Source organism: Vreelandella sp. ssv (assembly GCF_059448525.1).
In genome coordinates, this window is sequence record NZ_CM182545.1 from 776,513 (window position 1) to 799,420 (window position 22,908).

22 protein-coding genes are annotated in these 22,908 nt (G+C 57.7%); 8 read left to right on the top strand and 14 right to left on the bottom strand.

The window, feature by feature from the left end:
• The first annotated feature begins 18 nt into the window (after positions 1-18).
• Positions 19-942, top strand: coding sequence for a LysR substrate-binding domain-containing protein (locus AC5TBW_RS03650; protein ID WP_495510766.1), 924 nt, complete (start codon positions 19-21; stop codon positions 940-942).
• A gap of 65 nt (positions 943-1,007) precedes the next feature.
• On the opposite strand, the gene AC5TBW_RS03655 is transcribed toward AC5TBW_RS03650, so the two are convergent.
• On the bottom strand, positions 1,008-1,382 hold the full coding sequence (locus AC5TBW_RS03655) for a GFA family protein (RefSeq protein ID WP_495510767.1): 375 nt from the start codon (positions 1,380-1,382) through the stop codon (positions 1,008-1,010).
• A gap of 237 nt (positions 1,383-1,619) precedes the next feature.
• Positions 1,620-2,216: a flavodoxin family protein gene (locus AC5TBW_RS03660; protein WP_495510768.1), complete on the bottom strand. Its 597-nt coding sequence runs from the start codon at positions 2,214-2,216 to the stop codon at positions 1,620-1,622.
• Positions 2,217-2,327: 111 nt separating this feature from the next.
• Between AC5TBW_RS03660 and AC5TBW_RS03665 the strand changes: the two genes are divergently transcribed.
• On the top strand, positions 2,328-3,233 hold the full coding sequence (locus AC5TBW_RS03665) for a LysR family transcriptional regulator (protein WP_495510769.1): 906 nt from the start codon (positions 2,328-2,330) through the stop codon (positions 3,231-3,233).
• A gap of 331 nt (positions 3,234-3,564) precedes the next feature.
• On the opposite strand, the gene AC5TBW_RS03670 is transcribed toward AC5TBW_RS03665, so the two are convergent.
• Both AC5TBW_RS03670 and AC5TBW_RS03675 read right to left on the bottom strand, forming a co-directional pair.
• Positions 3,565-3,873: a hypothetical protein gene (locus AC5TBW_RS03670; RefSeq protein ID WP_495510770.1), complete on the bottom strand. Its 309-nt coding sequence runs from the start codon at positions 3,871-3,873 to the stop codon at positions 3,565-3,567.
• Between the two features lie 178 nt (positions 3,874-4,051).
• The gene (locus tag AC5TBW_RS03675; protein ID WP_495510771.1) at positions 4,052-4,891 is read right to left on the bottom strand and encodes an SDR family oxidoreductase; all 840 of its coding nucleotides are present in this window, start codon (positions 4,889-4,891) and stop codon (positions 4,052-4,054) included.
• A 108-nt stretch (positions 4,892-4,999) separates the two neighbouring features.
• Between AC5TBW_RS03675 and AC5TBW_RS03680 the strand changes: the two genes are divergently transcribed.
• Both AC5TBW_RS03680 and AC5TBW_RS03685 read left to right on the top strand, forming a co-directional pair.
• The gene (locus AC5TBW_RS03680; protein ID WP_495510772.1) at positions 5,000-5,884 is read left to right on the top strand and encodes a LysR family transcriptional regulator; all 885 of its coding nucleotides are present in this window, start codon (positions 5,000-5,002) and stop codon (positions 5,882-5,884) included.
• A 206-nt stretch (positions 5,885-6,090) separates the two neighbouring features.
• Positions 6,091-7,041, top strand: coding sequence for a DUF808 domain-containing protein (locus AC5TBW_RS03685; RefSeq protein WP_495510773.1), 951 nt, complete (start codon positions 6,091-6,093; stop codon positions 7,039-7,041).
• A 110-nt stretch (positions 7,042-7,151) separates the two neighbouring features.
• Here the strand turns inward: AC5TBW_RS03685 and AC5TBW_RS03690 are convergent, their stop codons facing one another.
• From AC5TBW_RS03690 to AC5TBW_RS03705, 4 genes are read right to left on the bottom strand one after another with little or no spacing between them, the layout of a single operon-like run.
• Complete coding sequence (locus AC5TBW_RS03690) at positions 7,152-7,442, bottom strand: hypothetical protein (RefSeq protein WP_495510774.1); 291 nt, start codon at positions 7,440-7,442, stop codon at positions 7,152-7,154.
• Positions 7,442-7,618, bottom strand: a complete 177-nt coding sequence (locus AC5TBW_RS03695) for a hypothetical protein (protein ID WP_495510775.1) — start codon at positions 7,616-7,618, stop codon at positions 7,442-7,444. The genes AC5TBW_RS03690 and AC5TBW_RS03695 overlap by 1 nt, the downstream gene beginning before the upstream one ends.
• 54 nt (positions 7,619-7,672) lie before the next feature.
• Positions 7,673-8,737: an ATP-binding protein gene (locus AC5TBW_RS03700; protein ID WP_495510776.1), complete on the bottom strand. Its 1,065-nt coding sequence runs from the start codon at positions 8,735-8,737 to the stop codon at positions 7,673-7,675.
• Positions 8,734-9,465: a response regulator gene (locus AC5TBW_RS03705; RefSeq protein WP_495510777.1), complete on the bottom strand. Its 732-nt coding sequence runs from the start codon at positions 9,463-9,465 to the stop codon at positions 8,734-8,736. Before AC5TBW_RS03705 ends, AC5TBW_RS03700 begins: the two co-directional genes overlap by 4 nt.
• A gap of 169 nt (positions 9,466-9,634) precedes the next feature.
• On the opposite strand from AC5TBW_RS03705, the gene AC5TBW_RS03710 reads away from it, so the two are divergent.
• The 3 genes from AC5TBW_RS03710 to AC5TBW_RS03720 are packed head-to-tail and all read left to right on the top strand — an operon-like array spanning position 9,635 to position 15,464.
• A complete protein-coding gene (locus tag AC5TBW_RS03710) occupies positions 9,635-10,798 on the top strand; it encodes an efflux RND transporter periplasmic adaptor subunit (RefSeq protein ID WP_495510778.1) in 1,164 nt (387 codons plus the stop codon).
• Between the two features lie 18 nt (positions 10,799-10,816).
• A complete protein-coding gene (locus AC5TBW_RS03715) occupies positions 10,817-13,936 on the top strand; it encodes a multidrug efflux RND transporter permease subunit (protein WP_495510779.1) in 3,120 nt (1,039 codons plus the stop codon).
• 4 nt (positions 13,937-13,940) lie between these two features.
• Positions 13,941-15,464 (top strand): MFS transporter, encoded by a 1,524-nt coding sequence (locus AC5TBW_RS03720; RefSeq protein WP_495510780.1) that lies wholly within the window; start codon positions 13,941-13,943, stop codon positions 15,462-15,464.
• Between the two features lie 61 nt (positions 15,465-15,525).
• Here AC5TBW_RS03720 and AC5TBW_RS03725 read toward each other — a convergent pair whose 3' ends face one another.
• The 5 genes from AC5TBW_RS03725 to AC5TBW_RS03745 all read right to left on the bottom strand — a co-directional run bounded on the left by AC5TBW_RS03725 (position 15,526) and on the right by AC5TBW_RS03745 (position 20,073).
• On the bottom strand, positions 15,526-16,038 hold the full coding sequence (locus AC5TBW_RS03725; protein ID WP_495510781.1) for a cupin: 513 nt from the start codon (positions 16,036-16,038) through the stop codon (positions 15,526-15,528).
• Positions 16,039-16,153: 115 nt separating this feature from the next.
• A complete protein-coding gene (locus tag AC5TBW_RS03730) occupies positions 16,154-16,993 on the bottom strand; it encodes an ABC transporter ATP-binding protein (RefSeq protein WP_495510782.1) in 840 nt (279 codons plus the stop codon).
• On the bottom strand, positions 16,990-18,033 hold the full coding sequence (locus tag AC5TBW_RS03735; RefSeq protein WP_495510783.1) for a FecCD family ABC transporter permease: 1,044 nt from the start codon (positions 18,031-18,033) through the stop codon (positions 16,990-16,992). Before AC5TBW_RS03735 ends, AC5TBW_RS03730 begins: the two co-directional genes overlap by 4 nt.
• Entirely contained in the window at positions 18,030-19,121 is a 1,092-nt protein-coding gene (locus tag AC5TBW_RS03740) for a FecCD family ABC transporter permease (RefSeq protein ID WP_495510784.1), read from the bottom strand. Before AC5TBW_RS03740 ends, AC5TBW_RS03735 begins: the two co-directional genes overlap by 4 nt.
• Positions 19,078-20,073 carry an iron-siderophore ABC transporter substrate-binding protein gene (locus AC5TBW_RS03745; RefSeq protein WP_495510785.1) on the bottom strand — a complete coding sequence of 332 codons (996 nt, stop codon included), beginning with the start codon at positions 20,071-20,073 and terminating at the stop codon, positions 19,078-19,080. Before AC5TBW_RS03745 ends, AC5TBW_RS03740 begins: the two co-directional genes overlap by 44 nt.
• A 269-nt stretch (positions 20,074-20,342) precedes the next feature.
• Here AC5TBW_RS03745 and AC5TBW_RS03750 point away from each other — a divergent pair, with 269 nt between their 5' ends.
• Positions 20,343-22,469: a TonB-dependent siderophore receptor gene (locus AC5TBW_RS03750; protein ID WP_495510786.1), complete on the top strand. Its 2,127-nt coding sequence runs from the start codon at positions 20,343-20,345 to the stop codon at positions 22,467-22,469.
• A 111-nt stretch (positions 22,470-22,580) separates the two neighbouring features.
• On the opposite strand, the gene AC5TBW_RS03755 is transcribed toward AC5TBW_RS03750, so the two are convergent.
• Positions 22,581-22,877: a DUF1330 domain-containing protein gene (locus AC5TBW_RS03755; RefSeq protein ID WP_008957813.1), complete on the bottom strand. Its 297-nt coding sequence runs from the start codon at positions 22,875-22,877 to the stop codon at positions 22,581-22,583.
• Positions 22,878-22,908 lie beyond the last annotated feature (31 nt).

A 22,908-nucleotide genomic window follows, 5' to 3' on the forward strand; every position in this document is an offset into this window, starting at 1 on the left:
CATGCATGAGCTCAGATTATGGATAACTTCATCAGGACTCTTCCACCGCTGGCGACGCTGCGCCCCTTTGAGGCAGCCGCCAGGCTGGAAAGCTTTTCGCGCGCGGCTGATGAGCTCCACCTGACCCAAGCGGCTATCAGCCGACAGATCCGTGCGCTGGAGGAAGACCTTGGCGTGATGCTTTTCGAGCGCCGTCATCGCCGTGTGTTTCTTACCCGGGAAGGGCGTGAGTTTGGCCGTACGGTCTCCCAGGCGCTGGAAAGTATCGCCACGGGGGCTCAGGGGTTGCGCGGCGACCCAAATGATAAGCGCGTCGTGTTGTTCTGCCAGTTATGCGAAGCGTTCTATTGGTTGATGCCACAGCTGGCTGACTTCAATCGTCGCTATCCTGAGATTGAGATACAGCTGGCGACGTCGACAAGGCCGATTACCGAATTTAGTGGCAGCTTCGACATTGCGCTGCAAACCAACGGACGACCCAGCGGGAGCCATCGATTGGTGTTTACCGCCGAGGATGAGATATTTCCGGTCTGCAGCCCAGCTTATTTGGAAGGGGGCAACACGCCGCTGAGTCTCAATGCGTTGCTGAACCAGCGGCTACTTCACCACCATGCGGAACCGGCGGATTGGCTGGAGTGGGATGACTGGTTTCGTGCCATGGGGCACTTTGAACCCTCATCAGCGGAGAGTGCTGTGTTCGATAGCTATCCACTGCTACTGCAAGCGGCTGTCGCGGGGCACGGCATTGCACTGGGTTGGCGGCGCACAACGCAACGCTTAATTGAAAATGGCGAACTGATCCGCCCGGTGGCAGAGAGTTTGCCCCAGCACGATGCCATCGCCCTATACACTCGCCAGGGCGCGCCTCAACGCCTAGGCAGCGAAGCGTTATTGTGCTGGCTGCGTGAGGTGTTGGGTGATGAGGCTTGTACTAACTCGTAAAGCGCGTATCGAAGGTAAGCGCTGATCGATTGCCTTCTGGCCTAAGCGGTAGCCCTTGAACCTGCTCAAACTTCCCGATCTCGTTCGTATCGCTCCACGCCTGGGAATGGTGGTAGCCAATGTTCGCGGCGAATGCTCCAAAGCTCATACGTCGGTTTCAGTTGATTGGGTGAATCAAGGGCGCCAAGGTGTATTTCGATTTCTTCCTCGCTAACGGAAAAGACTGATGAGCCGCAGGTCGGGCAGAAATAGCGCCCCTGGTAGCTGTGTGGTTCGCCTTCGATAATGACAGCTTGCTTGGGATAATCGGCAGCTGCATAGAAAAGCGCCCCGTGATGCTTGCGGCAATCCATACAGTGGCAAATACCTACCCGGAGCGGCTCGCCATTGGCCACGATTCGGATCTTACCGCAGAGACAGCCACCCGTTAGTTGAACCATTGTTAATCTCCAGAAGATTCATACATTCAAAGTAGGTGGCACTTTTGGTTTTGTCTTGCTGCTGTCTCGTACTGTTGTTTGAGAGCCTGACAACGCTGCGCCCGAAACTACTGTCAGCGCTGCTACATAGTTGTAAGAAGATCAAGGTGACGGTTGTATTTCATGACCCCTCCTTCGAGATTCGACGCATGCACATCATGCATAGCACTGGGCCAACATCATCGGCACGGATGAATTTCAGATGGCCTGAGATTTTCCAGATCGGAACTGACCGGCAATCAATGCGACGCGCGCGCCATACAGACGTGCCGTCTCCAGATCACCTGGGGACATTTCTTCTGGAGACGCATCGGCAGGGGTTTGCGCCATGGGCGCGATATAGGAGCCCATACGATTCAGGTCGTCGCGTTTCGACGCCTTGGCGTTTGCCGGTTTGATATTCAAGCCAACCCATATTCCGGCGTGCTGCCCAGAAAGCAGGAAGAAATACTCAAGCGTGTTGAGTTTGTCGCCGTTGAGGCTGGCGCTGTTGGTGAAGCCGCCAAAGATCTTGTTTTGCCATGTGCCTTCGAACCAGGGCTTGGAGGAGGCATCCGCGAATTTCTTAAACTGCCAGCTAGGGCCACCCATGTAGGTAGGCGAGCCGAAGATGATTGCATCTGCATCAGCGAGTGATTGCCAGGCATCGTCGGAAATATTGCCCTCGGAGTCGATTGCGATTAATACAGCACCGGTGCCTGCGCCTTCGGCGACTGCCGCTGCCATGCGGGTGGTGTGGCCGAAGCCTGAGTGATAAACGATGACCGTTCGGAGAGGGGTGGTTTCGGAGTTCATGAGAGTTCCCTATATGTGGTGGAGTTATGGACGACATGGGATACTCTACTGAGTCCCAAAAAAGCTATAAACTATCCAAATCTGAACACTCTGTTATCTATCTGGTGAACAATGCCCAATCTTCAGGCACTTTTGATTTTTGCCCGCGTTGCGGAAATGTTGAGTTTCACGCGTGCGGCTGAGAGCCTAGGAATCCAGAAGGGGCGGGTGTCGACGGTGGTTCGTGAACTTGAGCGAGAGATGGGCGCCGCCCTCCTACACAGAACGACACGTAGCGTGCAATTGACCGAAGACGGACGTGCTTTCTATGAGCGCGCACGTGACCTGCTGGCCGAAGCTCAGGACGTGGAGTCAATGTTCGCGAACAACGGCGCCCCTCTTCGGGGCAGACTGCGTGTCGATATGCCGACGGAATTGGCAAAGACCGTGGTGATTCCAGCGCTGCCCCAATTGCTTAACGAGAACCCTGAGTTGGAGCTTGAACTGTCCAGCACCGATCGTCGGGTCGATCTCGTCCAAGAAGGGTTTGATTGTGTAATCCGTATCGGACCAATCATTGACGACAGGCTGATTGCCCGCTCGCTGGGCAAGTTGCGAATGATGAACGCAGCGAGCCCAAGCTATCTGGTAAAGCATGGGATACCGCAAACACTCGACGACCTCCTCATCCAGGGTCACCAGATAGTTCACTACACGCCAACACTCGGTGCCCGACTTGCTGGATGGGAATATCCGGAAGGTGATGGCTATGCATCACTTGCACTACCAGGGGCGATGCAAGTGAATAACGTGCAGGCTTATCATGCTGCGGGCTTGGCGGGGATTGGACTGATCCAGGCAGGTTATTTGGCCCTTGCGCACCATATTAAAAGCGGCGATCTAGTGGAGATTCTGCCCGATCTACGCCCCGAACCGCTGGCTGCATCGCTCGTAGTCGCGCATCGGCGTAACCTTTCCCAACGCGTCCGGGCCTTCATGACTTGGATTGAGCGTGTATTGGAACCCTATTTTGATTAACCGCTAGGCATAGTGGCTCAAAGGGGCAACAGACGTTATTACGTAGGAAGCATCCATGGCCACAGACGGCTACTGCACCACCACGCTGCCCCGGCGGATTGGCTGGAGTGGGATGGCTGGAGTCGTGCCATGGGGCACTTTGAACACACATCAGCGGAGAGTGCTGTTTTCGATAGTTACCCATTGCTATTGCAAGCGGCTGTCGCGGGGCACGGTATCGCCCTATTTACCACTACGTAAACTCGCTCGCGCGCGAGCTCGATCCGTCTTTTCGCCATTTTTTGCCTTGCATGACCTCCGCACACCGACTTTTCTTACAAAGCCTAAGGCGTCAGTGAGAGACGCCCTCGCAGTTGTCGCGATAGAGAGGGGCATCGATGCCCAACGCTAGGTGCTTGGTGGCGTCGTTGTAGTAGAAGTGACCGGACTCGGCGTTTGAAAGCGCATAGTTGCCGCACACTCCATAGCCTTTGTTGACTTGCTTCAAGTTGGAAATCTCAGCCTGTGCCTGGCTGCCGAGGCGTTCCGATATAGTCGAGGCGATGTGGGCATCACGCTGGGCCTCGGAATAGGCCTGGCTACCGAATACTAAGCCCGCAACGGCAAAAATGGCGACGATGGGAATCCATAGGTTATGCATAGCGTGTCCAGTGAGAGGATATAAACGTGCATGAGGGCATCAGAAAAATTATTTAGCTGGATAATAACTTTTTGCCCCTCCCATCGTCCATGAGCTGACTGCTAACCTTCATCGGCTCATAAACTGAGCCGAAAAGGCGCCATAATCGGCTCATTTTCTCCTCTGCGTTGGGCACGCGTTATTCGATGAACTCATCTTTATCGACCGCCAGTGTTAGCGGTTTGTTTGCCTCCAGTTCGTTCTTCCTCTGCGCCAGCGCTTGGTTAATGGAGTGATAAGCCGTGCTACCCAATGCTAGCCTAAACGGGGCAGAGGGCAGGTCAGCGGTGTCGATGAGACGGTTCACGGTTTTAATCGCATCGCCTTTAATGGCGAAAGCCCCCGACGCCAACGCACGTCGCGTTTCGCCCGCAGGTGTTTCTTCATATACGGGCATGGAGTGCGTACGATCCAGCGCCTCGCCGAATTGGGTGGCGGTGGGGCCGGGTTCGGCAAGGATGAAGTCAATCCCAAAGGGCGCGACTTCTTGCGCGACCGACTCAACGAACCCTTCGATGCCCCATTTGCTGGCGTGGTAAAGGCTGAAACACGGGTAGGCGATTTGGCCGCCTTCCGACGATATCTGCACGATACGCCCACCGCCTTGCTCGCGCAGGTGGGGTAGCACCGCCCGAATCAATTGAATAGAGCCGGTGAGGTTGGTCGCTATCTGCCGCTCAATCTGTTCGTCCGTGGCTTCTTCGGCGGCGCCAAACACGCCATAGCCCGCGTTGCTGACCACCACATCAATTCGACCGAAGGCGGCAAAGGCGTTCGCTACGGCCTGTCTCATTGCCTGCGTATCGGTCACGTCGAAGTTCACCACGTAAAGGCGCTCTCCGTGCTGGGCCAGCAGGTCATCCAGGGCTCCGGGACGGCGTAGCGTGGCCACCACGCGGTCGCCACGTTCTAGCAGGCGTTCGGTGAGCAGGCGGCCAAGGCCGGTCGAGGTGCCTGTAATCAGCCAGGTTTTAGCCATTTATTATCTCCCATGAAGTGATTGAGCGTTGCGAGAGATAGGCTAGGCCAGTAATACTGTTAATAGAATACTCAACAATTGAGACAAGTTAGTGAAGGATATTCATCAATGAATAAGCCGACGTTAGCCGACCTCAAGGCGTTTAAAGCGGTGGCCGAACACCAGAGCTTTCGCCGTGCGGCTGATCTGATGGGCGTTAGTCGGTCGTCGCTAAGCCATACCCTGCGAACCCTTGAGCGCAGACTGGGTACGCGGCTACTGCATCGAACCACGCGGAGTGTCTCGTTGACCGAGAGTGGGCAGCGTTTACTCTTGCGTTTGGGCCCGCTGTTAGGGGAACTGGACACCGTGCTGGAAGAAGCCTCAAGCCTTGAAGGCAAGATCACGGGGAGGTTAAGGATTAACGCTAGTGAAGCGGCGATTCGCCTGTTGCTTGAGCGTGTCGTGCCCCGATTCCTGACGCTGTACGAGGATGTCGAGCTTGACCTGGTGGCAGAAGGGCGGCTGGTTGATATTGTCGAGGAGGGCTTCGATGCCGGGATAAGGCTAAGGGAAGCTGTTCCCAAGGATATGATCGCCGTTCCTGTTGGCGGAGAGTTGCGGTTTCTTGCCGTTGCCTCGCCCGGTTATTTACAGGGCAAACCGATGCCTGAAACGCCCGAGCAGCTCGCCCTACACCAATGCATCAGGCAGAGGCTGCCCAGTGGCAAACGTTACCGCTGGGAATTCCAGCAGCACGGCCAAGAGGTGTTGGTCGATGTGCCGGGAGCCATGACGCTGGATAGCAGTCAGCTGATGGTGGAGGCGGCCGTGGCGGGGTTGGGCATCGCCTATGTGCCGGAACCCTATGCACGCGCGTCCCTTCGCGATGGGTCGTTAGTCATGGTGCTTGAGGATTGGTGCCCTTACATATCCGGCTTATACCTTTACTATCCCAATAACCGTCATGTGCCGCCCAGCTTGCGGGCCTTTATTGATCTGGTGCGGGAGTGACCGGCTGCAAGCGGCTATCGTGGGGCACACATTGCTTTGGGCTGGCTGCGTGAGGTGCCGCTCAAACGGTTGCTTTTGACGATTGTTTGAAGCTAGCGCAATGGCTTAAATATCTTGTCAGCGGTGTTCTGGGGCAAAAATAGACACTCCGATCGACTTGCTGTATGCGTTACTATCTACTTCTGTTATTCACGGAGGAAACACCCATGGCCATAGGCGGCTTGATAGGATTATTGGATGATATTGCCGCATTGGCGAAGTTGTCCGCAGCATCACTGGACGATGTGAGTGCCGCCGCTGGGCGTGCGACGGCGAAGGCGGCCGGGGTGGTGGTCGATGATACGGCAGTGACGCCGCAATATTTGCAGGGGGTAACAGCGGAGCGTGAACTGGCGATTTTGAAGAAAATCGCGCTGGGGTCGATCCGCAACAAGCTGATTTTTATCCTGCCGGCAGCACTGCTGCTGAATTACTTTTTGCCCATGCTATTGCCGATCATCCTAATGGTGGGAGGCACCTACCTGGCCTTTGAAGGCGCGGAGAAGGTTTGGCACAAGCTCTCTGGCAAGCATGAGGACGACAAGCCAGCGGTAGAAAAGGGACCTGAAGCGGAGAAAAAGATCGTCAGTGGCGCCATTCGCACCGACCTGATTCTGTCCGCCGAAATCATGGTGATCGCACTTTCAACCGTTTCCCATCAAGGATTCTGGTCACAGTTGGCAAGCCTAGTGGTGGTCGCGTTTGTCATCACTATTCTGGTGTACGGTGTAGTGGCGCTGTTAGTCAGGATGGATGATCTCGGCCTGAAGCTCGCCCAGCGGGATAGTTCGGGAATAAAGAAACTGGGCCGTGGTCTGGTGACAGCCATGCCCAAGGTACTAGCGATCATCTCGGTCGTGGGCACCGTCGCCATGCTCTGGGTGGGTGGACATATCCTGATGGTCAATCTGGGTGCCGATGGAACGGGTTGGTTCAACGCGCCCTATGAGTGGGTACACCACATCGAGCTTGGCATTAGTGAGGCCACCGGTGCCATGGGCGGCACGCTGGGCTGGAGCTTCAATACGCTGTGCTCGGCAGTGATTGGCTTTTTGGTGGGCTCCGTGGTGGTGGGGGTGGTGCACTTCATTCCTTCCAAGAAGGCGCATGCCGAATAGGTGCGCACCGCGAAGTGTGTATCAAAATGCCCGCCATATTAGGCGGGCATTTTTGTGAGATAGAGTGAAGGTATTTCCCGTGACCTTGCTCTGCCAGTGCCGCTGAATATTTATAACCGGCGCTCGCCCAGTTTGGAGAGGCCAAGCCGTACCCGGCGGCAATCGTTGCGCCACCCACGCATGAACATGCCGATGTTCACCGAGGCAGCCATGGTGGGTGCTCCTGCCTGGCTGGCGCGATTCATCATCAGTTTCTGGATAGGGGAGACTGTGGCGAAGCCAAAAGTAGCCATGAGTAAGACAGAGGCCGATGTCACAAACAGCGTTCCGAAAAGTGAACGGTCAGCAAACCGACCACCTATCCAGTTGCCAATAGCCAGCCCCAGCCCGAACAGAACCATCAGTTTTCCGACACCGGTTTCGGAAAACCCAAGCCTTTTCGACTATCGTCGGGGCCGAAGACAGTGATGCCCATGGCGAGCAGAACCTGAGGGGCTACAAAGGTACGTAATTCACTCTTCAATGCGATGGCATCTGACCAAGGGGAGCAGGGTTTAAAGACGTAAAGCTGATTCATTCAGCCATCACGCACTACATGCGATCATGCACTATGCGATCTCGCACTATGCAATTAAGTAGGCCAGCGTAATTCGAAACAAGACCCACCCTCATCAGAGGGGTAGCATCTGGCCTCGCCACGGTGGGCTCTTGCAATCGCCGCGACTACCGCTAAGCCTAGGCCACTTCCTCGCTTGTCTCCTGGCATACCACTGTCAGCGTCTCGCGCATGCCGGAATGCCGTGAAAATCTGCGAAGCATATTCCTGAGGGATTCCTGGGCCGGAGTCTACAACACGCAAAACACACCACCCAGCCTCCTGGCGCGTTTGGATGCTAAGCGCCCCTGGTGATGCATGCTGGCGAACGTTTTCCAGCAACGCAAGCAGTGCCTGACGAATACGGACGGGATCGCAGTACACGGCGCCAGATTGCAGATCAAGGGTTGGATAATGTTTTGATGTATTGAGGGCATGCTCACAAAACTCAACGACTGATTTAATTTCAGTCGCAAGATCACATTGCTTGATCTCAAGGTTCAGATGACCGCTTTCAGCCAAGCTTACGGCGCGAAGGTCTTCAATCAGTTGTGCCATGCCGTCGATTTGGTTAAGCAGGCTTTGAAACTGGGGTTTTTCGGGTGGGAATACGCCTTCTGCCAAGCCTTGCAAGCGTCCGCGCAAAATAGTGACGGGCGTGCGCAGCTCATGGGCAATAGCCGCATTCCAGAACGTCATTTCCTTGGACATTCGCTGTAATTGGTCTGCCAGGGCGTTGAAGTCGTTTGCTAATACGGCGGCCTCGCCTAATGAGCGATCACCGGTAGTGGCGCGTGCGTCCAAATCGCCTTGCGCGACGCGACGGATGCTTTCTGTAACGGAGTTTAGCGGCACCAGAATACGACGCGCCAAGTGAATGCCCACTATCACCGCGAACGCCAGCCCAACCAACGTAGTGCCAGCCAGCCAAGCCCACTCTAGCCCTGACGGGAACATGTTGGGTTCGTTAATCGACCCCTGCCAAAAATGGAAGGTAATGAAATAGAACACATAAGAGGTCACCACGACTAACAGTGTTATCCCAAACGCCATCGCTGCCATTGTTAACGCGATTGTGCGGCTCAGCCCAATGAGCTTCATTCTGTTCCCCATAGCCTGTACCCAACGCCGCGTATGCCAACTGGTATGCCTTTCACATCGACGTCTTCCAGTTTTTTACGCAGCTTGCTGATATGGCTGTCGACAGTGCGCTCAAGCGCCTCCCCTTCGGGTAGGCAGGCAGCCAACAACTCTGCACGGGTGCAAACCTTTTTGGGCGCGCGTGCAAGGTGCGTCAACAATCTGAATTCGGTGAGCGTCAACGCAAGGCTGTGCGAGTCTCCTCCCACCTGAACAAAGGCTTCGTGTTGTTCCAGGTCGATCTCAAAGGGCGGAACCCGGAGGACACGTTGATGGCTTGCATCCGCCATGGTGCGCCTTAGCACTGCCTGAATGCGTGCAACCACCTCGGCAGGGTTAAATGGCTTGACGACATAATCGTCGGCACCAAAACGTAAACCCATGAGTTTATCGATGTCCTGATCCATGGCGGTTAACATGATGACGGGCGTCTCGCCACGGTGGCGCACCTCTGACAGCACCTGCCAACCATCCATTTTAGGCATCTTTACATCAAGTAAGACGAGATCGGGTTTCATCGACAAATGCATGTCCAATGCCTTGCGTCCATCTTCTGCGCAGATGGTTCGGAGCCCTGCACGTTTCAGATAAGCCTGCAGAATATCAGCGATCTCTGGCTCGTCTTCGGCGATGAGAACCAGTGCTTGCAAGCCAGCAGAAGAGCTTGGTGACGGATGACTCGTGGACATGAAAGCGCCTAATGAAACATTAATTGTGTTCTCCATCATATCTACACATACCGTCGACAGGAATACCACGCTACAGCGATATAGTCCCCTTCAATTTTATTGCTAGGCAAATGTTTACCTATCTCTCAATGAGCTAGGTCTGAAAGAACGATGCCTGAAGGGACGATGCATGATGATCCGACATATTTACCGTAACGGTGGCCTCTGTGCCTTGCTGCTAAGCGTGCTCACCGCTTGCGGGCATGTTGAGCAAGAAGCCGTCGACCCGCCTCCTGCCCGAGTGTCTGTGGTTACTTTGGAACCCGTTAAATTGGAGCTGACCGACGACCTGCCGGCCCGGGTCGTGCCTTTTCAAGTGGCGGAAATTCATCCGCAGGTGAGCGGGATTGTCCAACGCCGCCTTTTCGAGCAAGGAACCGACGTAAGTGCAGGGCAGCCACTATTCGACATCAACCCAGCGCCGTTTCGCGCGGAGGTGGAAACGGCAGAAGCGGCGTTGCAGAAGGCCGAAGCCGAGCTTGCGCATGCCCGTTCGCAGTCGGCTCGGTTGGAGTCGCTGGTCAGGGGGCAGTCGGTAAGCCGACAGGTGTATGACGACGCGGTCTCCAACAGTCAGCAAGCCGCTGCTGAGGTGGCCCAAGCGCGTGCCACGCTGTCGCGCCGCCGCCTTGACTTGGAATTCTCCACGGTGGCGTCGCCTATTGCTGGCCGAATTGATCAGGCGTTGGTAACGGAAGGGGCGCTTGTCAGCAGTAGCGATAGCACGCCCATGGCCCGTGTTCAGCAGATCGATCAGGTCTATGTCGATGTTCGACGCTCGGCTTCCGCGCTTGAACCGCTTCAAGACGCGATGGCGGCACAACCCTCCCTCGATAGCGGCTTACCGGTCACCATCCTCGGCAGCAACGGCACACCCTACGATGTCACCGGTCACCTTCTTTTTTCGGGCATCAATGTGGACGCCAGCACGGGTGATCTGTTGCTGCGAGTACTCGTGGACAACCCCAATCGACGCCTGCTACCCGGGATGTTTGTGCGTGCCCGCGTGCCCTATGCCCGCTATGACAAGGCATTGACGGTGCCGCAACAGTCCGTGGTGCGCATTGGCGGTAAGCCTTATGTTTGGGTTGTTGACGCTCAGGAACAGGTGACCATGGTGGCGGTGCAGTTGGGCGAAGTCGTGGAGGGCAGCTATCGAGTGCAGGCAGGATTAACACAGGGGCAGAAGGTGGTCGTCGAGGGTATCGAGCGCTTGGCTGATGGTGCCGACGTTAGCGCGACTGATTGGCATAGGTCATCGCCTCTTGAGGCTTCAGTGGCTTCTTCTTACTAAGCGTCAGGAGTTTCAGCAATGCCTCAGTTCTTTATCCAGCGCCCTGTCTTCGCGTGGGTGGTCGCGCTGTTTATCATCCTGCTGGGCGTGATCGCCATTCCGCAGTTGCCGGTGGCGCATTATCCCTCAGTGGCACCACCTTCGGTGACCATCACCGCAACGTATCCCGGTGCCACACCGCAGACCATGAACGATGCCGTGCTCAGTCTCATCGAACGAGAGCTGTCCAGCGTCAAGAACCTGCTGTACTTCGAGTCGTCCGCCGATGCGTCGGGCTCGGCCTCTGTCACCGCCACCTTCAAGCCAGGGACAAACCCGGAACTGGCCCAAGTGGATGTGCAGAATAGGCTTAAGGCCGTCGAACCCCGGTTACCCCAGGCGGTTCGTCAAGATGGGCTGAGCGTAGAGTCAGCGTCCTCCAGTTTTCTGATGATCGTGGGCCTGAATTCCGAGGATGGGCGCTTTGATGAGATCGCCCTGAACGATTATATGGCGCGCAATATCGTCGAGGAGCTACGCCGCATTGACGGTGTCGGTCGTGTGCAGTTGTTCGGTGCTGAGCAGGCCATGCGGATCTGGATAGACCCTGAAAAGCTGATCGCTTTCGGCTTGTCGGTGAATGATCTCTCAACCGCGATCGCGGAGCAGAATGCACCGATTGTGCCGGGTAGCATCGGCGCGTCTCCGTCCTTGCCAGGCCAAAAGGTCTCCTCGCTATTGACCGCACAAGGGCAGTTGAGCACACCGGAAGAGTTCGCCGCTATCGTACTTCGCGCTGATGTCGACGGCTCCAGCGTGGTGTTGGGTGACGTGGCGCGGGTTGAGTTGGGTGCTCAATCCTATGGTTTCTCCAACCGTGAAGATGGTCGGCCCGCGACAGCGGCGGCGATACAGTTGGCCCCAGGCGCCAACGCTGTCCGCACGGCGGAGAGTGTGCAGGCGCGTTTGGCTGAGTTAAACCAGGCACTACCTGCGGGTATGAGTTCCTCGATCCCTTTTAATACGGCCCCGTTCGTTAAGGTGTCTATCGAGAAAGTCATCCATACGCTTATTGAAGCGATGGTGCTGGTCTTCCTGGTGATGTTGCTGTTTTTACAGAATATTCGTTACACGCTAATTCCCGCACTGGTTGCGCCGATTGCGTTGCTGGGCACCTTCACGGTGATGCTGCTGGCAGGTTTCTCAGTCAACGTGCTGACGATGTTCGGCATGGTGTTGGCGATTGGCATCATCGTCGATGACGCTATCGTGGTGGTCGAGAACGTTGAGCGGATCATGGCCAAAGAAGGATTGTCGCCAAAGGACGCCACCATCAAGGCAATGAAGGAAATCACGGGCGCGGTGGTGGGCATCACCCTGGTTTTAACGGTGGTGTTCATCCCGATGGCCTTCGCGGGGGGCTCGGTCGGTGTGATCTACCAGCAATTCGCGCTGTCGATGGTGGTCTCGATTCTGTTCTCGGCGTTTCTGGCGTTGACGCTGACACCAGCGCTATGCGCGACCCTTCTCAAACCCATCAAGCCGGGTCACCACGACAAAGGCGGCTTCTTCGGCGCGTTCAACCGAGCGCTTAAACGGATGACCGTCCGTTACGAATCGCGTGTGGGGAAGCTGGTCGCTCGCAGCGGTCGGTTCATGCTGGTGTTTGTGGTCATCGCAGGCGTGCTGATGTTCGCTTTCCGCCAGTTGCCTTCGGCTTTTCTGCCGGAGGAGGATCAAGGCTATTTCATGACCAGTATCCAGCTACCTGCCAATGCAACCACCGAGCGTACCTTGGATGTCGTCAAGGCGTATGAGTCGTACGTCATGGCGCGCCCTGCCGTAGACGGCAATATGTCTATTTTGGGCTTTGGATTCTCGGGGTCCGGTGCGAATACGGCGCTGACGTTCACCACGCTAAAGGAGTGGGGGCAGCGCGACGGTGCCACGGCGGCGAGCGAAGCGGAAGGCGCTCAGGAAGCCATGAGCCAACTGAACGAGGGGACGGTGATGAGTATGTTGCCGCCAGCCATAGATGAGCTGGGTACTAAGTCCGGCTTTACGATGTTCTTGCAGGATCGACGCAACCAGGGGGCGGCCGCCCTGACGTCGGCCGAGGCAACGCTGCTGGAACTGGCAGCGCAGAGCAAGGTGGTCAGCGACGTCTATTCCGACGGCCTTCCTGCAGGGGCGAGCATTCGTCTTGATATTGATCGCCAAAAGGCCGAAGCGCTCGGGGTGTCGTTTGCCAACATTAGCGACATCCTGTCGACCGCGATGGGGTCGTCCTATATCAACGATTTCCCGAATGAGGGCCGGATGCAGCAGGTGATTATGCAAGCGGATGCGTCGGCGCGCATGCAGGTTGACGACGTGCTCAAACTGCACGTGCGTAATAGCCGGGGAGGCATGGTGTCGCTGTCAGAGGTGGTTACCCCGGTATGGGATGAGACACCGCTACAAATGGCGCGCTACCTGGGCTATCCCGCCACCAGTATTTCCGGCAGTGCGGCGAAGGGGGCTTCTACGGGTGACGCGATGGCTGAAATGGAGCGTCTGGCGCAGCAGCTTCCACCTGGCTTCGCCGTGGCCTGGACGGGGCAGTCCCTGCAGGAGCGCCAGTCCGCTGCCCAGGCCCCCATGCTGGTTGGGCTATCCATCCTGGCGGTGTTTCTGGTGTTAGCTGCGCTCTACGAGAGCTGGACCATTCCGCTATCGGTCATCCTGGTTGTCCCGCTGGGGTTGCTGGGCGCGGTGGCCGCCATGCTGCTGCGTGACCTGCCTAACGATGTGTTCTTCAAAGTCGGTATGGTCACCGTGATCGGCTTGTCGGCGAAAAACGCGATCCTGATCGTTGAGTTCGCAAAACAGTTGCGTGAGCAAGGTAAGGGGCTGAGGGAGGCCGCGGTGGAAGCCGCCAGCCTGCGACTGCGCCCGATTCTTATGACCTCACTCGCTTTCGGTTTGGGGGTGGTGCCGTTGATGGTCGCGTTTGGCGCCAGCGCCAACACCCAGCATGCGATAGGCACGGGGGTGTTCGGTGGCATGGTGAGCGGAACGCTGCTGGTGATTCTCTTTGTTCCGGTGTTCTTCGTTTTCGTGATGAGCCTTCAGGAGCGGGTGAATAGCTGGCGAGCCCGCAACGGCAAGGCACTTTAATGTCATGGGTCTAATGCTTTCTGCTATCCCGACGCGCTGGCTGGTGCTGTTTGCCGTCATGCTGGCATTCCTGCCTGTTGTCATCGACATGACAATTCTGCACGTGGCGGTACCGGTACTGACGCCAGCGCTGGGTGCCACGGGTACTGAGGTGCTGTGGATCATCGATATTTATCCGTTGCTGATGGCGGGCCTGCTGGTGCCGATGGGCACGCTGGCTGACCGAGTCGGCACGCGCCGTGTGCTGCTAACGGGGCTCTTCGTGTTCGGGGTGGCGTCCTTACTAGCCGCGTTCTCGACGACATCCGCCATGTTGATCGCTGCTCGCGTGCTGCTCGCCATGGGCGGGTCGATGATTATGCCTTGTGTGCTGGGCGTCATCCGCAAAACCTTCGAAGACGAGCGCGAGCGTGCGATGGCCCTTGGCTTATGGGGAACGGTGGGGGCCGCCGGTGCAGCAGTGGGCCCATTGATGGGTGGAGCCTTGCTGGAGCACTACTGGTGGGGCTCGGTATTCCTGATCAATGTGCCCATCATGCTAGTGGTGGCGCCGGTCGCCTATGCACTACTGCCGCGCCGCGAGGCGACAACACCCGGCAAATGGGCGTTTGGTCAGGCGTTGATCCTGCTTATTGGCATCATTGCGGTGGTCTATGGGATCAAGTCTGGGGTGGCGGCGGGACAGCCGCTGTGGCGGGCTGGATTGGTGCTCTCCCTGGGATTGGTGATGCTGGCTTGGTTTACCCGTATCCAGTTACGCTCGCTGATGCCGATGCTGGACTTATCGCTCTTTCGTCATCCGACCATCGTCGCGGGCATGGTGATGGCGCTAGTGGCGTCCGGTGCACTGGCAGGTGTCGAGCTGACGCTGGCGCAAGAGCTGCAATACGTGCTGGACAAGACACCGTTGCAGGCTGGCCTTTTCATGGTGCCGATTATGGCGGCCGCAGCCGTCGGTGGTCCCGTTGCGGGCTACCTTTCCAACCGATTTGGCTTACGGCGGGTTGCCAGCCTGTCGCTGGCGATCGCGGCAGCCGCTTTAGTCTATCTGGCACATACCGATTTTCACGCGCCTGACGGGACAGTGCCAACCGCTTTGGCCCTGCTGGGGCTTACACTGAGCATCGGTCTGACGGCTTCTTCAATTGCCATTATGGGGGCAGTGGACGCGAGTAAAGGAGGGGCTGCAGGCTCTTTGGAAGCTACCGGCTACGAATTGGGCAGTGGGCTTGGCATCACCCTGTTCGGGGTTTTCATGGCCAGCGTATACACCAACACCATCGAGCTGCCGTCATCTTTGACGCCAGCCCTCGGTGCACAGGCTGCGCGTTCGATCAGCGACAGCATCGTTGTGGCACAAGGGCTGACCACCCACCAGGCGGATGCTCTCATCAGAGCCGCGAAGGCAGCGTTCTCCACCACGCACTCGATCCTGCTAACAACTGCTGCGATTCTCATCGCGTTGCTGTCGGTGGTGGTGTTTCTGATGCTGGGTCGTCACCCAGGCAAGGCGGGAGCGCACGAGTGATTGTCGCCGCGGCAGGCTCATCTATCTGACCCGTCCATCAAACAGTTGATCAACCGTCGCCTTACCGCCACAGCCCTGTAAGCGGCCCGCCTACCGGGAAATCCTTCGGTAATGTCACGGCAGCGACTCGCGATTGTGCTGCTGCAAACTGTGCGGGGTCGCCGCGCTCTATCTCTTCCTCTTGGCCGGGTGGGTAAGCGCCGACCATGCAGAAATCTTCGTCTGCTTCGACGCTGGCATGCCCAACCCCTGCGGGTAGCACCAGCACATCGCCCGCATAAAGCATCAGCTCGCTGCCGTTAGGGCCGCCCAGGCGTGCCTTGGCCTGCCCACGGAAAATGCCTAGTGCTTCGTGGGCAGTGGAGTGAAAGTGGTCGAAGTCATACAGGTGGTAGCGCCACGCCGGCGGCCAGCCGTGGCGTTTGAACATGGCTTCGAACGACTCGGCTCGTTCCTCGGGATTGCTGAGATCGAGAACCTGACGGTAAATAAGCACCGGCAGTGGTGAATTGGGGTAGCCGGTCGCTTTATCGCTATCAAAATGGAGTATTTCAGGCTGCGGGGTGCTCACCATGGTCTCCTTCTGCTGTGGGATGCCCGTTCCAGCCTAGCAGAGTTTTCCAATATGGCTGCCTGCGTGTACTTCATTACCAACGCTCATCGGGCTATTGGGGACGTTCCGAATGGCTTCAAACCGGTACCGATCTCCCAGTAGTCGAAGCCTGATGCCGCTTGCTCACCCCGTGCCGCCCGAGCGGGATCATCATCGGTTTGCCGGTGACGGGGTCTTCGATGACACGGCTCTCCAGGCCAAACACGTCGCGCACCATCTGCTCGGTCAGAATCCTCTCTGGTGGGCCTACCGCGTACACTTTTCCGTTGGCCATGGCGACCAGTTGGTCAGCATAGCGGGCAGCCAGGTTGAGTTCGTGGAGCACCATCACAATGGTGGTGCCGCGTTGCTGGTTAAGGTCGGTGAGAAGGTCGAGCACGTCGACCTGGTGGTTGATGTCCAGAAAGGTGGTGGGTTCGTCCAGCAGCAGCACCTGGGTTTGCTGGGCCAGTGCCATGGCGATCCACACCCGCTGGCGCTGACCGCCGGAAAGCTCGTCCACGTGGCGCTCGGCCAGCTCGCTCATATGGGTGGCGGCCAGGGCGTCGGCAACCGCAGCCTCATCCGCTGCGCTCCAGCGTTTGAAAAGCCCCTGGTGCGGGTGGCGGCCCCGTCTGACCAGTTCGAGCACGCTAATGCCTTCCGGGGCGATGGGGGACTGCGGCAGAAACCCAAGTTGCTGCGCCAAGCGGCGGGTGGGCAGTTGGTGGATGGCGTTACCCTCCAGCAATACGCTGCCCTGGGTGGGCGTTAATAACCGGGAAAGCACGCGCAAAAGCGTTGATTTCCCACAGGCATTGGCGCCCACGATAGCGGTCGTGTGGCCAGCCAGTACGTTGAGATTCACCTCATTGAGAATGGTGCGTTCTCCATAGCCTGCCACCAGACCTTGGGCGAGTAGTGAGCAAGCGCTCATAGGGAGCCTCGAGTTTTATTGTCGCGAAGTATCAAATAGAGAAGATAGGGCCCGCCCAATACGCCGGTCACAATGCCGACCGGGTAGCGGGCGGGCAGTAGAAACTGGCCCGCATAATCGCCTAATAGCACCAGTAGAGCACCTACCAGCGCGGCGGGCAGCAGCAGTGAGCCGTTGTGGCCCACCAAGCGCGCCGCAATGGGGCCGGAAAGGAACGCCACAAAGGCCACCGGGCCGGAAACGGCGGTGGCAAATGACACCAGTGCCACCGCGGTGATGATCACGATTACCCGCGTCACCGCCAGGCGAACCCCCAGCCCGGCGGCAAGGTCGTCACCCATGCGCAGGGTTTCTAGATCGCGTTGGCGGCTCAGCAATAGTCCGCCGAACAGGAGTAGGGCAACTAATAGCGGCAGCGCTTGATCCAGCTGCGCGCCGTTGACGCTACCGGTGAGCCAGCGCAGGGCTTCTTGTAGCGTCCAACTGGGGGCGCGCATCAGAAGGTAGGCGGTCACGCTTTGCAGCATCGCGGCCAGGCCAATGCCAATCAGAATCAACCGCCCGCCGGTCACGCCCTGGCGCCAGGAGAGCGTGTAGATCAACAGCGACACACCCAGCCCGGCAGCAATCGCGACCATCGACACCGCCGGGCCGCTTAGCGAAAGCACTACGATGGCAAACACGGCACCGGTGCTGGCGCCGGTGCTGATGCCAATGATGTCCGGGCTTGCTAGCGGGTTGCGCAGCATGGTCTGAAAGGCGATGCCGCCCAGGCCAAAGCAGGCGCCCACCAGCACGGAAACGACGGCCCTGGGTAGGCGCAGCTCGCGCACGGTGAAACCAGCGCCCGGCACTTCCGCACCGCCCAGTATGCGTAGCACCGTGGTTAGCGGCGTGAAGGACTGCCCCAGCATCAGGGTTAATAGCACGCCTGTTAAAAGGCAGGCAGCAAGCACCGCCATGATGCGTGTGCGGTGCCTGGCGTTCGTCCGGCGAATGTGCCGGATGTGGCTGATGGCGTTGAGGGGCGGCTGGCTCATAGCGAGCCTACCTTGCTGTTGCGCACAATCCAGATAAATACCGGCGCGCCGATAAAGGCGGTCACAATACCCACGTCCAGCTCCGATGGGTGGGCCACCAGCCGCCCGGCCACGTCTGCAAACGTCAGGAGTACGGCACCACCCAGAGCAGAGAAGGGCAGCAGCCAGCGGTAATCGCCACCTGCTAGCAGGCGGCAGGCGTGGGGCACCACCAGTCCTACAAAACCGATCGGGCCACAAACGGCGGTGATCGACCCGCACAGCAGCACCGCACCGATGGCTGACATGGCTCGAGCTACCGCTACCTTTTCACCCAGCCCGGTAGCGGTGTCATCGCCCAGTGCCAGCATATTGAGCTTGCGCGCGGCGAGCAGGGTGATCACAAATCCCGTCGCCAGAAAAGGCAGCACCGGCAGCAGCTGGCCATAGGTCGCGCCGCCTACTCCGCCCACCAGCCAGGATTGCACCAATCCGCCAATATCCCCCCTTGGCAGTACCACGGCGGTCGTCAGCGAGCTAAGCGCGGCGGTAATGGCCGCCCCAGCCAGGGCCAGCCTGAGCGGCGTGCCGCCGCCGTGGCCGAGGCTGGCAATGGCGTAAACCGCACAGGCTGCGATCCCGGCGCCAGCAATGGCTGTCCAGAGGTAGCTGGTCGTTTCATCGATACCGAACCAAGCAATGCCAATCACCACCGCTAGCGCCGCCCCGGCGTTGACGCCCAGCAGACCGGGGTCGGCCAGCGGGTTGCGGGTTAGGCCCTGCATGACTCCACCAGAAACTCCTAGGGCGGCCCCAGCCAGCATGGCAAGCAACGTGCGCGGCAGGCGGCTGGCCACGGCGGCATCGCCAATGGTTTCTACCTGGCCGCTCAGTGCGGCGACGATTTCCGACCAGCCCACCTCTCGGGCACCAAACGCGACAGAGAGCATGGCGGCATGGCCGAGCAGGATAAGCAGCGCTGCGCCACCGGACAACCGCTGGGCAGCGTTGCATTTGATGCGAAGAGCAACAGCGCGATTAACGCTTGAGCCAGACGCCGGGACGCTACTGTTGTGACTTGCGTGCGGCTTTTGAGAGCAGGTCTGCATAATCGTCCAGTAACCATGAAATCGACATGGGGGTAGGGTTGGCAGCTGTACCCAGCGGCGTATTGCCGAGCAAGACAATGGCGCCGTTTTCTACCACCGGCAGGCGGGAGGTAAGCGGGTGCGAGTTGAGCTGATCGATCAGCGGCTGACCGCCGTAAGTGACGAGAATATCCACGTCGTTGAGTTCATCGATCAGTTCAGCGCTTATTTCGCCAGCGAATTTGCCGGGGGTGGAGTTCTGTTTAACGACTTCAGGCGAGACTAACCCGAGGTCGTGAAAAAACCGCACCCGCGCGTCGTTGTCGGTGTAAAACGAAATGCGCCCCAGGTTGGAGGGGTCAAGGTGGGTCACGAACATGGCGGTTTTGCCCGCAAGGTTCGGATGGTTGGCGGCGGTATCGGCAATGTCTGCCTCAAGCTGCTCGATGAGTACCTGGCCTTCCTCGGCCATGCCCATGCCTTGGCTGTTCAGTTGGATCATATCGCGCCAGTCGGTTGCCCAGGGGCCTTGGGGGTAGGCCACCACCGGGGCAATCTGGCTCAGGGTGGTGTAGTCCGCCGGGCTCAGCCCCGAGTAGGCTGCCAGAATCACATCGGGCTGGCTGGCAGCCACGGCTTCAAAATCAATTCCATCGCCTTCGTCGAACAGGGGCGGGGGCGCGCTACCCAGCTCGTCAAGTCGGGCTTCCACCCAGGGCAGCAGCCCGTTGCCGTTGTCATCCCCAAAGTTGGCAGCGGCAAAGCCGACCGGTACCACGCCAAGCGCCAGTGACACTTCGTGATTGGCCCAGGCCACGGTCGCTACCCGCTCGGGTTTTTCTGGCAGCACGGTGGTACCCAGAGCATGTTCGATTTCAAGGGGATATTGCTGCGCGCCAACGGGCGCAGCGCCAAGGCTGCACGCAGTAAAAAGCGCCATATAGGTGGCCAGACATTGATGGAGCGATGCCATCGCTTCCTCCGAAAGCTTTTGTATTTGAAATAACGCTTTGAAATAGCGTGATCACCAAGAGGTAAGTTCGCGGTGTCAGTGGGCTTGGCAAGTGGCTCAGATAACGTAGGGCGTGTTGCCAGTGTGGTCGCTATTTTTAAAGTAAATGATTATGATTGACATTAGCACTATTGACTCGGTGATGCTAGCTTCGGATACTCTCCCGGCTTTTCAAAAAGAAAACCATAAGGCGAGCAAGGCCGGTTTAATCATTTCAAGGGATCTTCAACATGACTGATAGCAAAGGTACCGTCCGGCGTAACACAAGCCGTTTACGGTGGCAGCAGACCACGACTGCCATTCTGTGCGGCACGACGCTGGTCACCATTCCCATGATTGGGAACGCACAGGAAACCGGCGATGGCAGTGACAATAGTGAGGGCTATCGGCTTGCTCCCATTATCGTCAACGCCCAAGCCTACGCTGATGATGATGCCAACTCGATCGTTGCCCAGGAGCTGTGGGTGGGTGGTAAGGTTGCCACCAGTATTCTCGATACCCCCGCCTCCGTGTCGGTCATTACTGAGAAAGAGATCGAGCAGCGCAACGCCTCTACCACTGAAGAAGTGCTGCAATATACGCCCGGCGTCCTCACCGATTACTACGGCACCGATGACCGTAACGACTACTTTAAAATTCGCGGGTTCCAGGCAACGACCTACCGTGATGGGCTGACGTTAGGCTCAATGCGCGGTGTTCGTGAAGAACCCTACGCCTACGAGCGTGTCGAGGTGTTGCGTGGCGCCAACTCCACCCTGTTTGGTCCGGCAGATCCGGGTGGTTCGGTTAACTTTGTCAGCAAACGGCCACGCTTTGAACGGTTTGGCGAGGGCTATCTCTCCTACGGCTCATTTGACGCAAAAGAGGCCGGTATTGATGTGGGTGACACGCTGAACGCTGACGAGACAGTGGCCTACCGTTTCACCGGCACCATTAGAGACAGCGACCGCGAATACGATCACTCCAAAGACAATAACGGTTTCTTGATGGGCGGTCTGACCTGGGAGCCAACGGATGCCACGTCAGCGAGCGTTATCTTCGATTACTTGAAGCGTGACGACACCCCTAACAGCGGTGGTTATCCGCTTGACCGGGAGTATGATCGCAGCGAGTTCTTTGGTGAGCCTGGCTTTAATTATCACGATGTCGAGCGTACCAGCCTGACCGGACAGCTCACCCATGATTTCAATAATGGGCTGACATTGCGCGGTAACCTGCGTTACAGCGACCTGACCGACGACTTCGGTTACGTCTATATCACTGACTCTGCGGCGCGAGTCGGTAGCGTGGTGGATCGCGATTACTTTGGTACCGACAACGAAGCTCAGGAGCTGATCGGCAACGCTATCCTGCAATACGACGCCCGCTTTGATCAGGTTGATAGCAGCACGTTGGTGGGTGTCGAGTACCGCGATGCCTCAACCGAAGACAGCTCCATCTACGGTGATGCCCAGCCAATCGATCTGGCGAACCCCGTCTTTAGCGGCGCCCCAAGTAGCTTGAATGTTTACAGCAGTAACAAGCAGGACTTCACCACCGAGTCGGTCTTCCTGACCCAGAACTTGTCCTTCTATGATCGATTCATCGTGACCGCGGGCGTGCGCAACGACGCTCTGGATATCTCCAGCACCAACATGGCTGGCGTCACCGAGTCCGACGACTACTCGGAAACCTCCGTTCGCGGGGCGCTGACCTACCGCGTTACCGACGAAATTTCCACCTATATCAGCATGGTGGAGTCGGTTGCACCGCCCACGATTGGCGTTAAGCCTGAACGGGGTGAACAGTACGAAATTGGCGCGAAATACGCCCCCTTTGGAACGAATGCACTGTTCTCGGCAGCCATCTATGACCTGACCAGGGATGATGTGACGATCTCGGTGGTACAGGACAATGGTGTTATCGCACGAGAAACCGTAGGTGAGTCCCGTGTACGAGGCCTTGATCTTGAGGCCAAGGCAGAGCTGACCGACAACCTGAGCTTGGCCGGTGGCTACTCGTATATGGAGTCGGAGGTGGTGCGCGACAGTAACGCCGCCAGAGAAGGTAACGAGTTTACCGCGGCACCCAAACATACGGCGTCGTTGTGGGGCTACTATACCTTGCCAAGTCAGGATATGAGTGTTGGCCTTGGCGCCCGCTATGTCGGTTCTTACTACTTTGATACCGCTAATACGTCCAAAAGCGATGCAGCAACGCTCTTCGATGCGGCTTTCAGCTACCAGCTCACCCAAGACGCCGATCTAGCCGTCAACGTCAGCAACTTACTCGACGAGCAGCACGTGGTCGGTTCCGGCACGGCCGACTACTATAATCCGGGGCGCGAAATCAGCGCTAAAGTAAGCTATCGCTGGTGATGCCCTATCGCCCATTTCTAGGCGGTACTGGTCGGGGAGACTAGCCGATGTATTGGGCCATCTAGGCAGCTAACGCAAACCCCCGCTTTTAAAGGCGGGGGTTTTTGCGCTTTACGCTTCTTGAACACCGTCAACGATAAAGACGCGGTAGTCGGCACCCTGGAAGCGGTGCTTGCGAGCTTCCTGGTAGGCGGGGCTTTCATACCAGGCGCGTGCAGCGGCCATATCGGGGAAGCGCAGAATCACGGCTCCTTCCATAGCGCTGCCTTCCAGCACTTCAAAATCACCGTAGAAGGCGAGCGGCTGCGGGTCGTGGCCTTCACGAGCGGCTTTCGCCTTCTCGCCGTAGCGCTCCATCTCCTGGGCATCGTGGGTGTGTTCGCGGGTCAGTACGACATAAGCGGGCATTCAGTTCTCCTGATATCATCGTTAATCAATC

Coding starts and splice junctions, on each gene's coding strand:
- AC5TBW_RS03730 (WP_495510782.1), bottom strand. CDS start 16,993: ATGAGCGCTTGCTCACTACTCGCCCAAGGTCTGGTGGCAGGCTATGGA.
- AC5TBW_RS03680 (WP_495510772.1), top strand. CDS start 5,000: ATGAATAAGCCGACGTTAGCCGACCTCAAGGCGTTTAAAGCGGTGGCC.
- AC5TBW_RS03660 (WP_495510768.1), bottom strand. CDS start 2,216: ATGAACTCCGAAACCACCCCTCTCCGAACGGTCATCGTTTATCACTCA.
- AC5TBW_RS03740 (WP_495510784.1), bottom strand. CDS start 19,121: ATGCAGACCTGCTCTCAAAAGCCGCACGCAAGTCACAACAGTAGCGTC.
- AC5TBW_RS03700 (WP_495510776.1), bottom strand. CDS start 8,737: ATGAAGCTCATTGGGCTGAGCCGCACAATCGCGTTAACAATGGCAGCG.
- AC5TBW_RS03725 (WP_495510781.1), bottom strand. CDS start 16,038: ATGGTGAGCACCCCGCAGCCTGAAATACTCCATTTTGATAGCGATAAA.
- AC5TBW_RS03755 (WP_008957813.1), bottom strand. CDS start 22,877: ATGCCCGCTTATGTCGTACTGACCCGCGAACACACCCACGATGCCCAG.
- AC5TBW_RS03655 (WP_495510767.1), bottom strand. CDS start 1,382: ATGGTTCAACTAACGGGTGGCTGTCTCTGCGGTAAGATCCGAATCGTG.
- AC5TBW_RS03715 (WP_495510779.1), top strand. CDS start 10,817: ATGCCTCAGTTCTTTATCCAGCGCCCTGTCTTCGCGTGGGTGGTCGCG.
- AC5TBW_RS03685 (WP_495510773.1), top strand. CDS start 6,091: ATGGCCATAGGCGGCTTGATAGGATTATTGGATGATATTGCCGCATTG.
- AC5TBW_RS03745 (WP_495510785.1), bottom strand. CDS start 20,073: ATGGCATCGCTCCATCAATGTCTGGCCACCTATATGGCGCTTTTTACT.
- AC5TBW_RS03690 (WP_495510774.1), bottom strand. CDS start 7,442: ATGGTTCTGTTCGGGCTGGGGCTGGCTATTGGCAACTGGATAGGTGGT.
- AC5TBW_RS03670 (WP_495510770.1), bottom strand. CDS start 3,873: ATGCATAACCTATGGATTCCCATCGTCGCCATTTTTGCCGTTGCGGGC.
- AC5TBW_RS03665 (WP_495510769.1), top strand. CDS start 2,328: ATGCCCAATCTTCAGGCACTTTTGATTTTTGCCCGCGTTGCGGAAATG.
- AC5TBW_RS03750 (WP_495510786.1), top strand. CDS start 20,343: ATGACTGATAGCAAAGGTACCGTCCGGCGTAACACAAGCCGTTTACGG.
- AC5TBW_RS03675 (WP_495510771.1), bottom strand. CDS start 4,891: ATGGCTAAAACCTGGCTGATTACAGGCACCTCGACCGGCCTTGGCCGC.
- AC5TBW_RS03720 (WP_495510780.1), top strand. CDS start 13,941: ATGGGTCTAATGCTTTCTGCTATCCCGACGCGCTGGCTGGTGCTGTTT.
- AC5TBW_RS03710 (WP_495510778.1), top strand. CDS start 9,635: ATGATGATCCGACATATTTACCGTAACGGTGGCCTCTGTGCCTTGCTG.
- AC5TBW_RS03705 (WP_495510777.1), bottom strand. CDS start 9,465: ATGTCCACGAGTCATCCGTCACCAAGCTCTTCTGCTGGCTTGCAAGCA.
- AC5TBW_RS03735 (WP_495510783.1), bottom strand. CDS start 18,033: ATGAGCCAGCCGCCCCTCAACGCCATCAGCCACATCCGGCACATTCGC.
- AC5TBW_RS03650 (WP_495510766.1), top strand. CDS start 19: ATGGATAACTTCATCAGGACTCTTCCACCGCTGGCGACGCTGCGCCCC.
- AC5TBW_RS03695 (WP_495510775.1), bottom strand. CDS start 7,618: ATGAATCAGCTTTACGTCTTTAAACCCTGCTCCCCTTGGTCAGATGCC.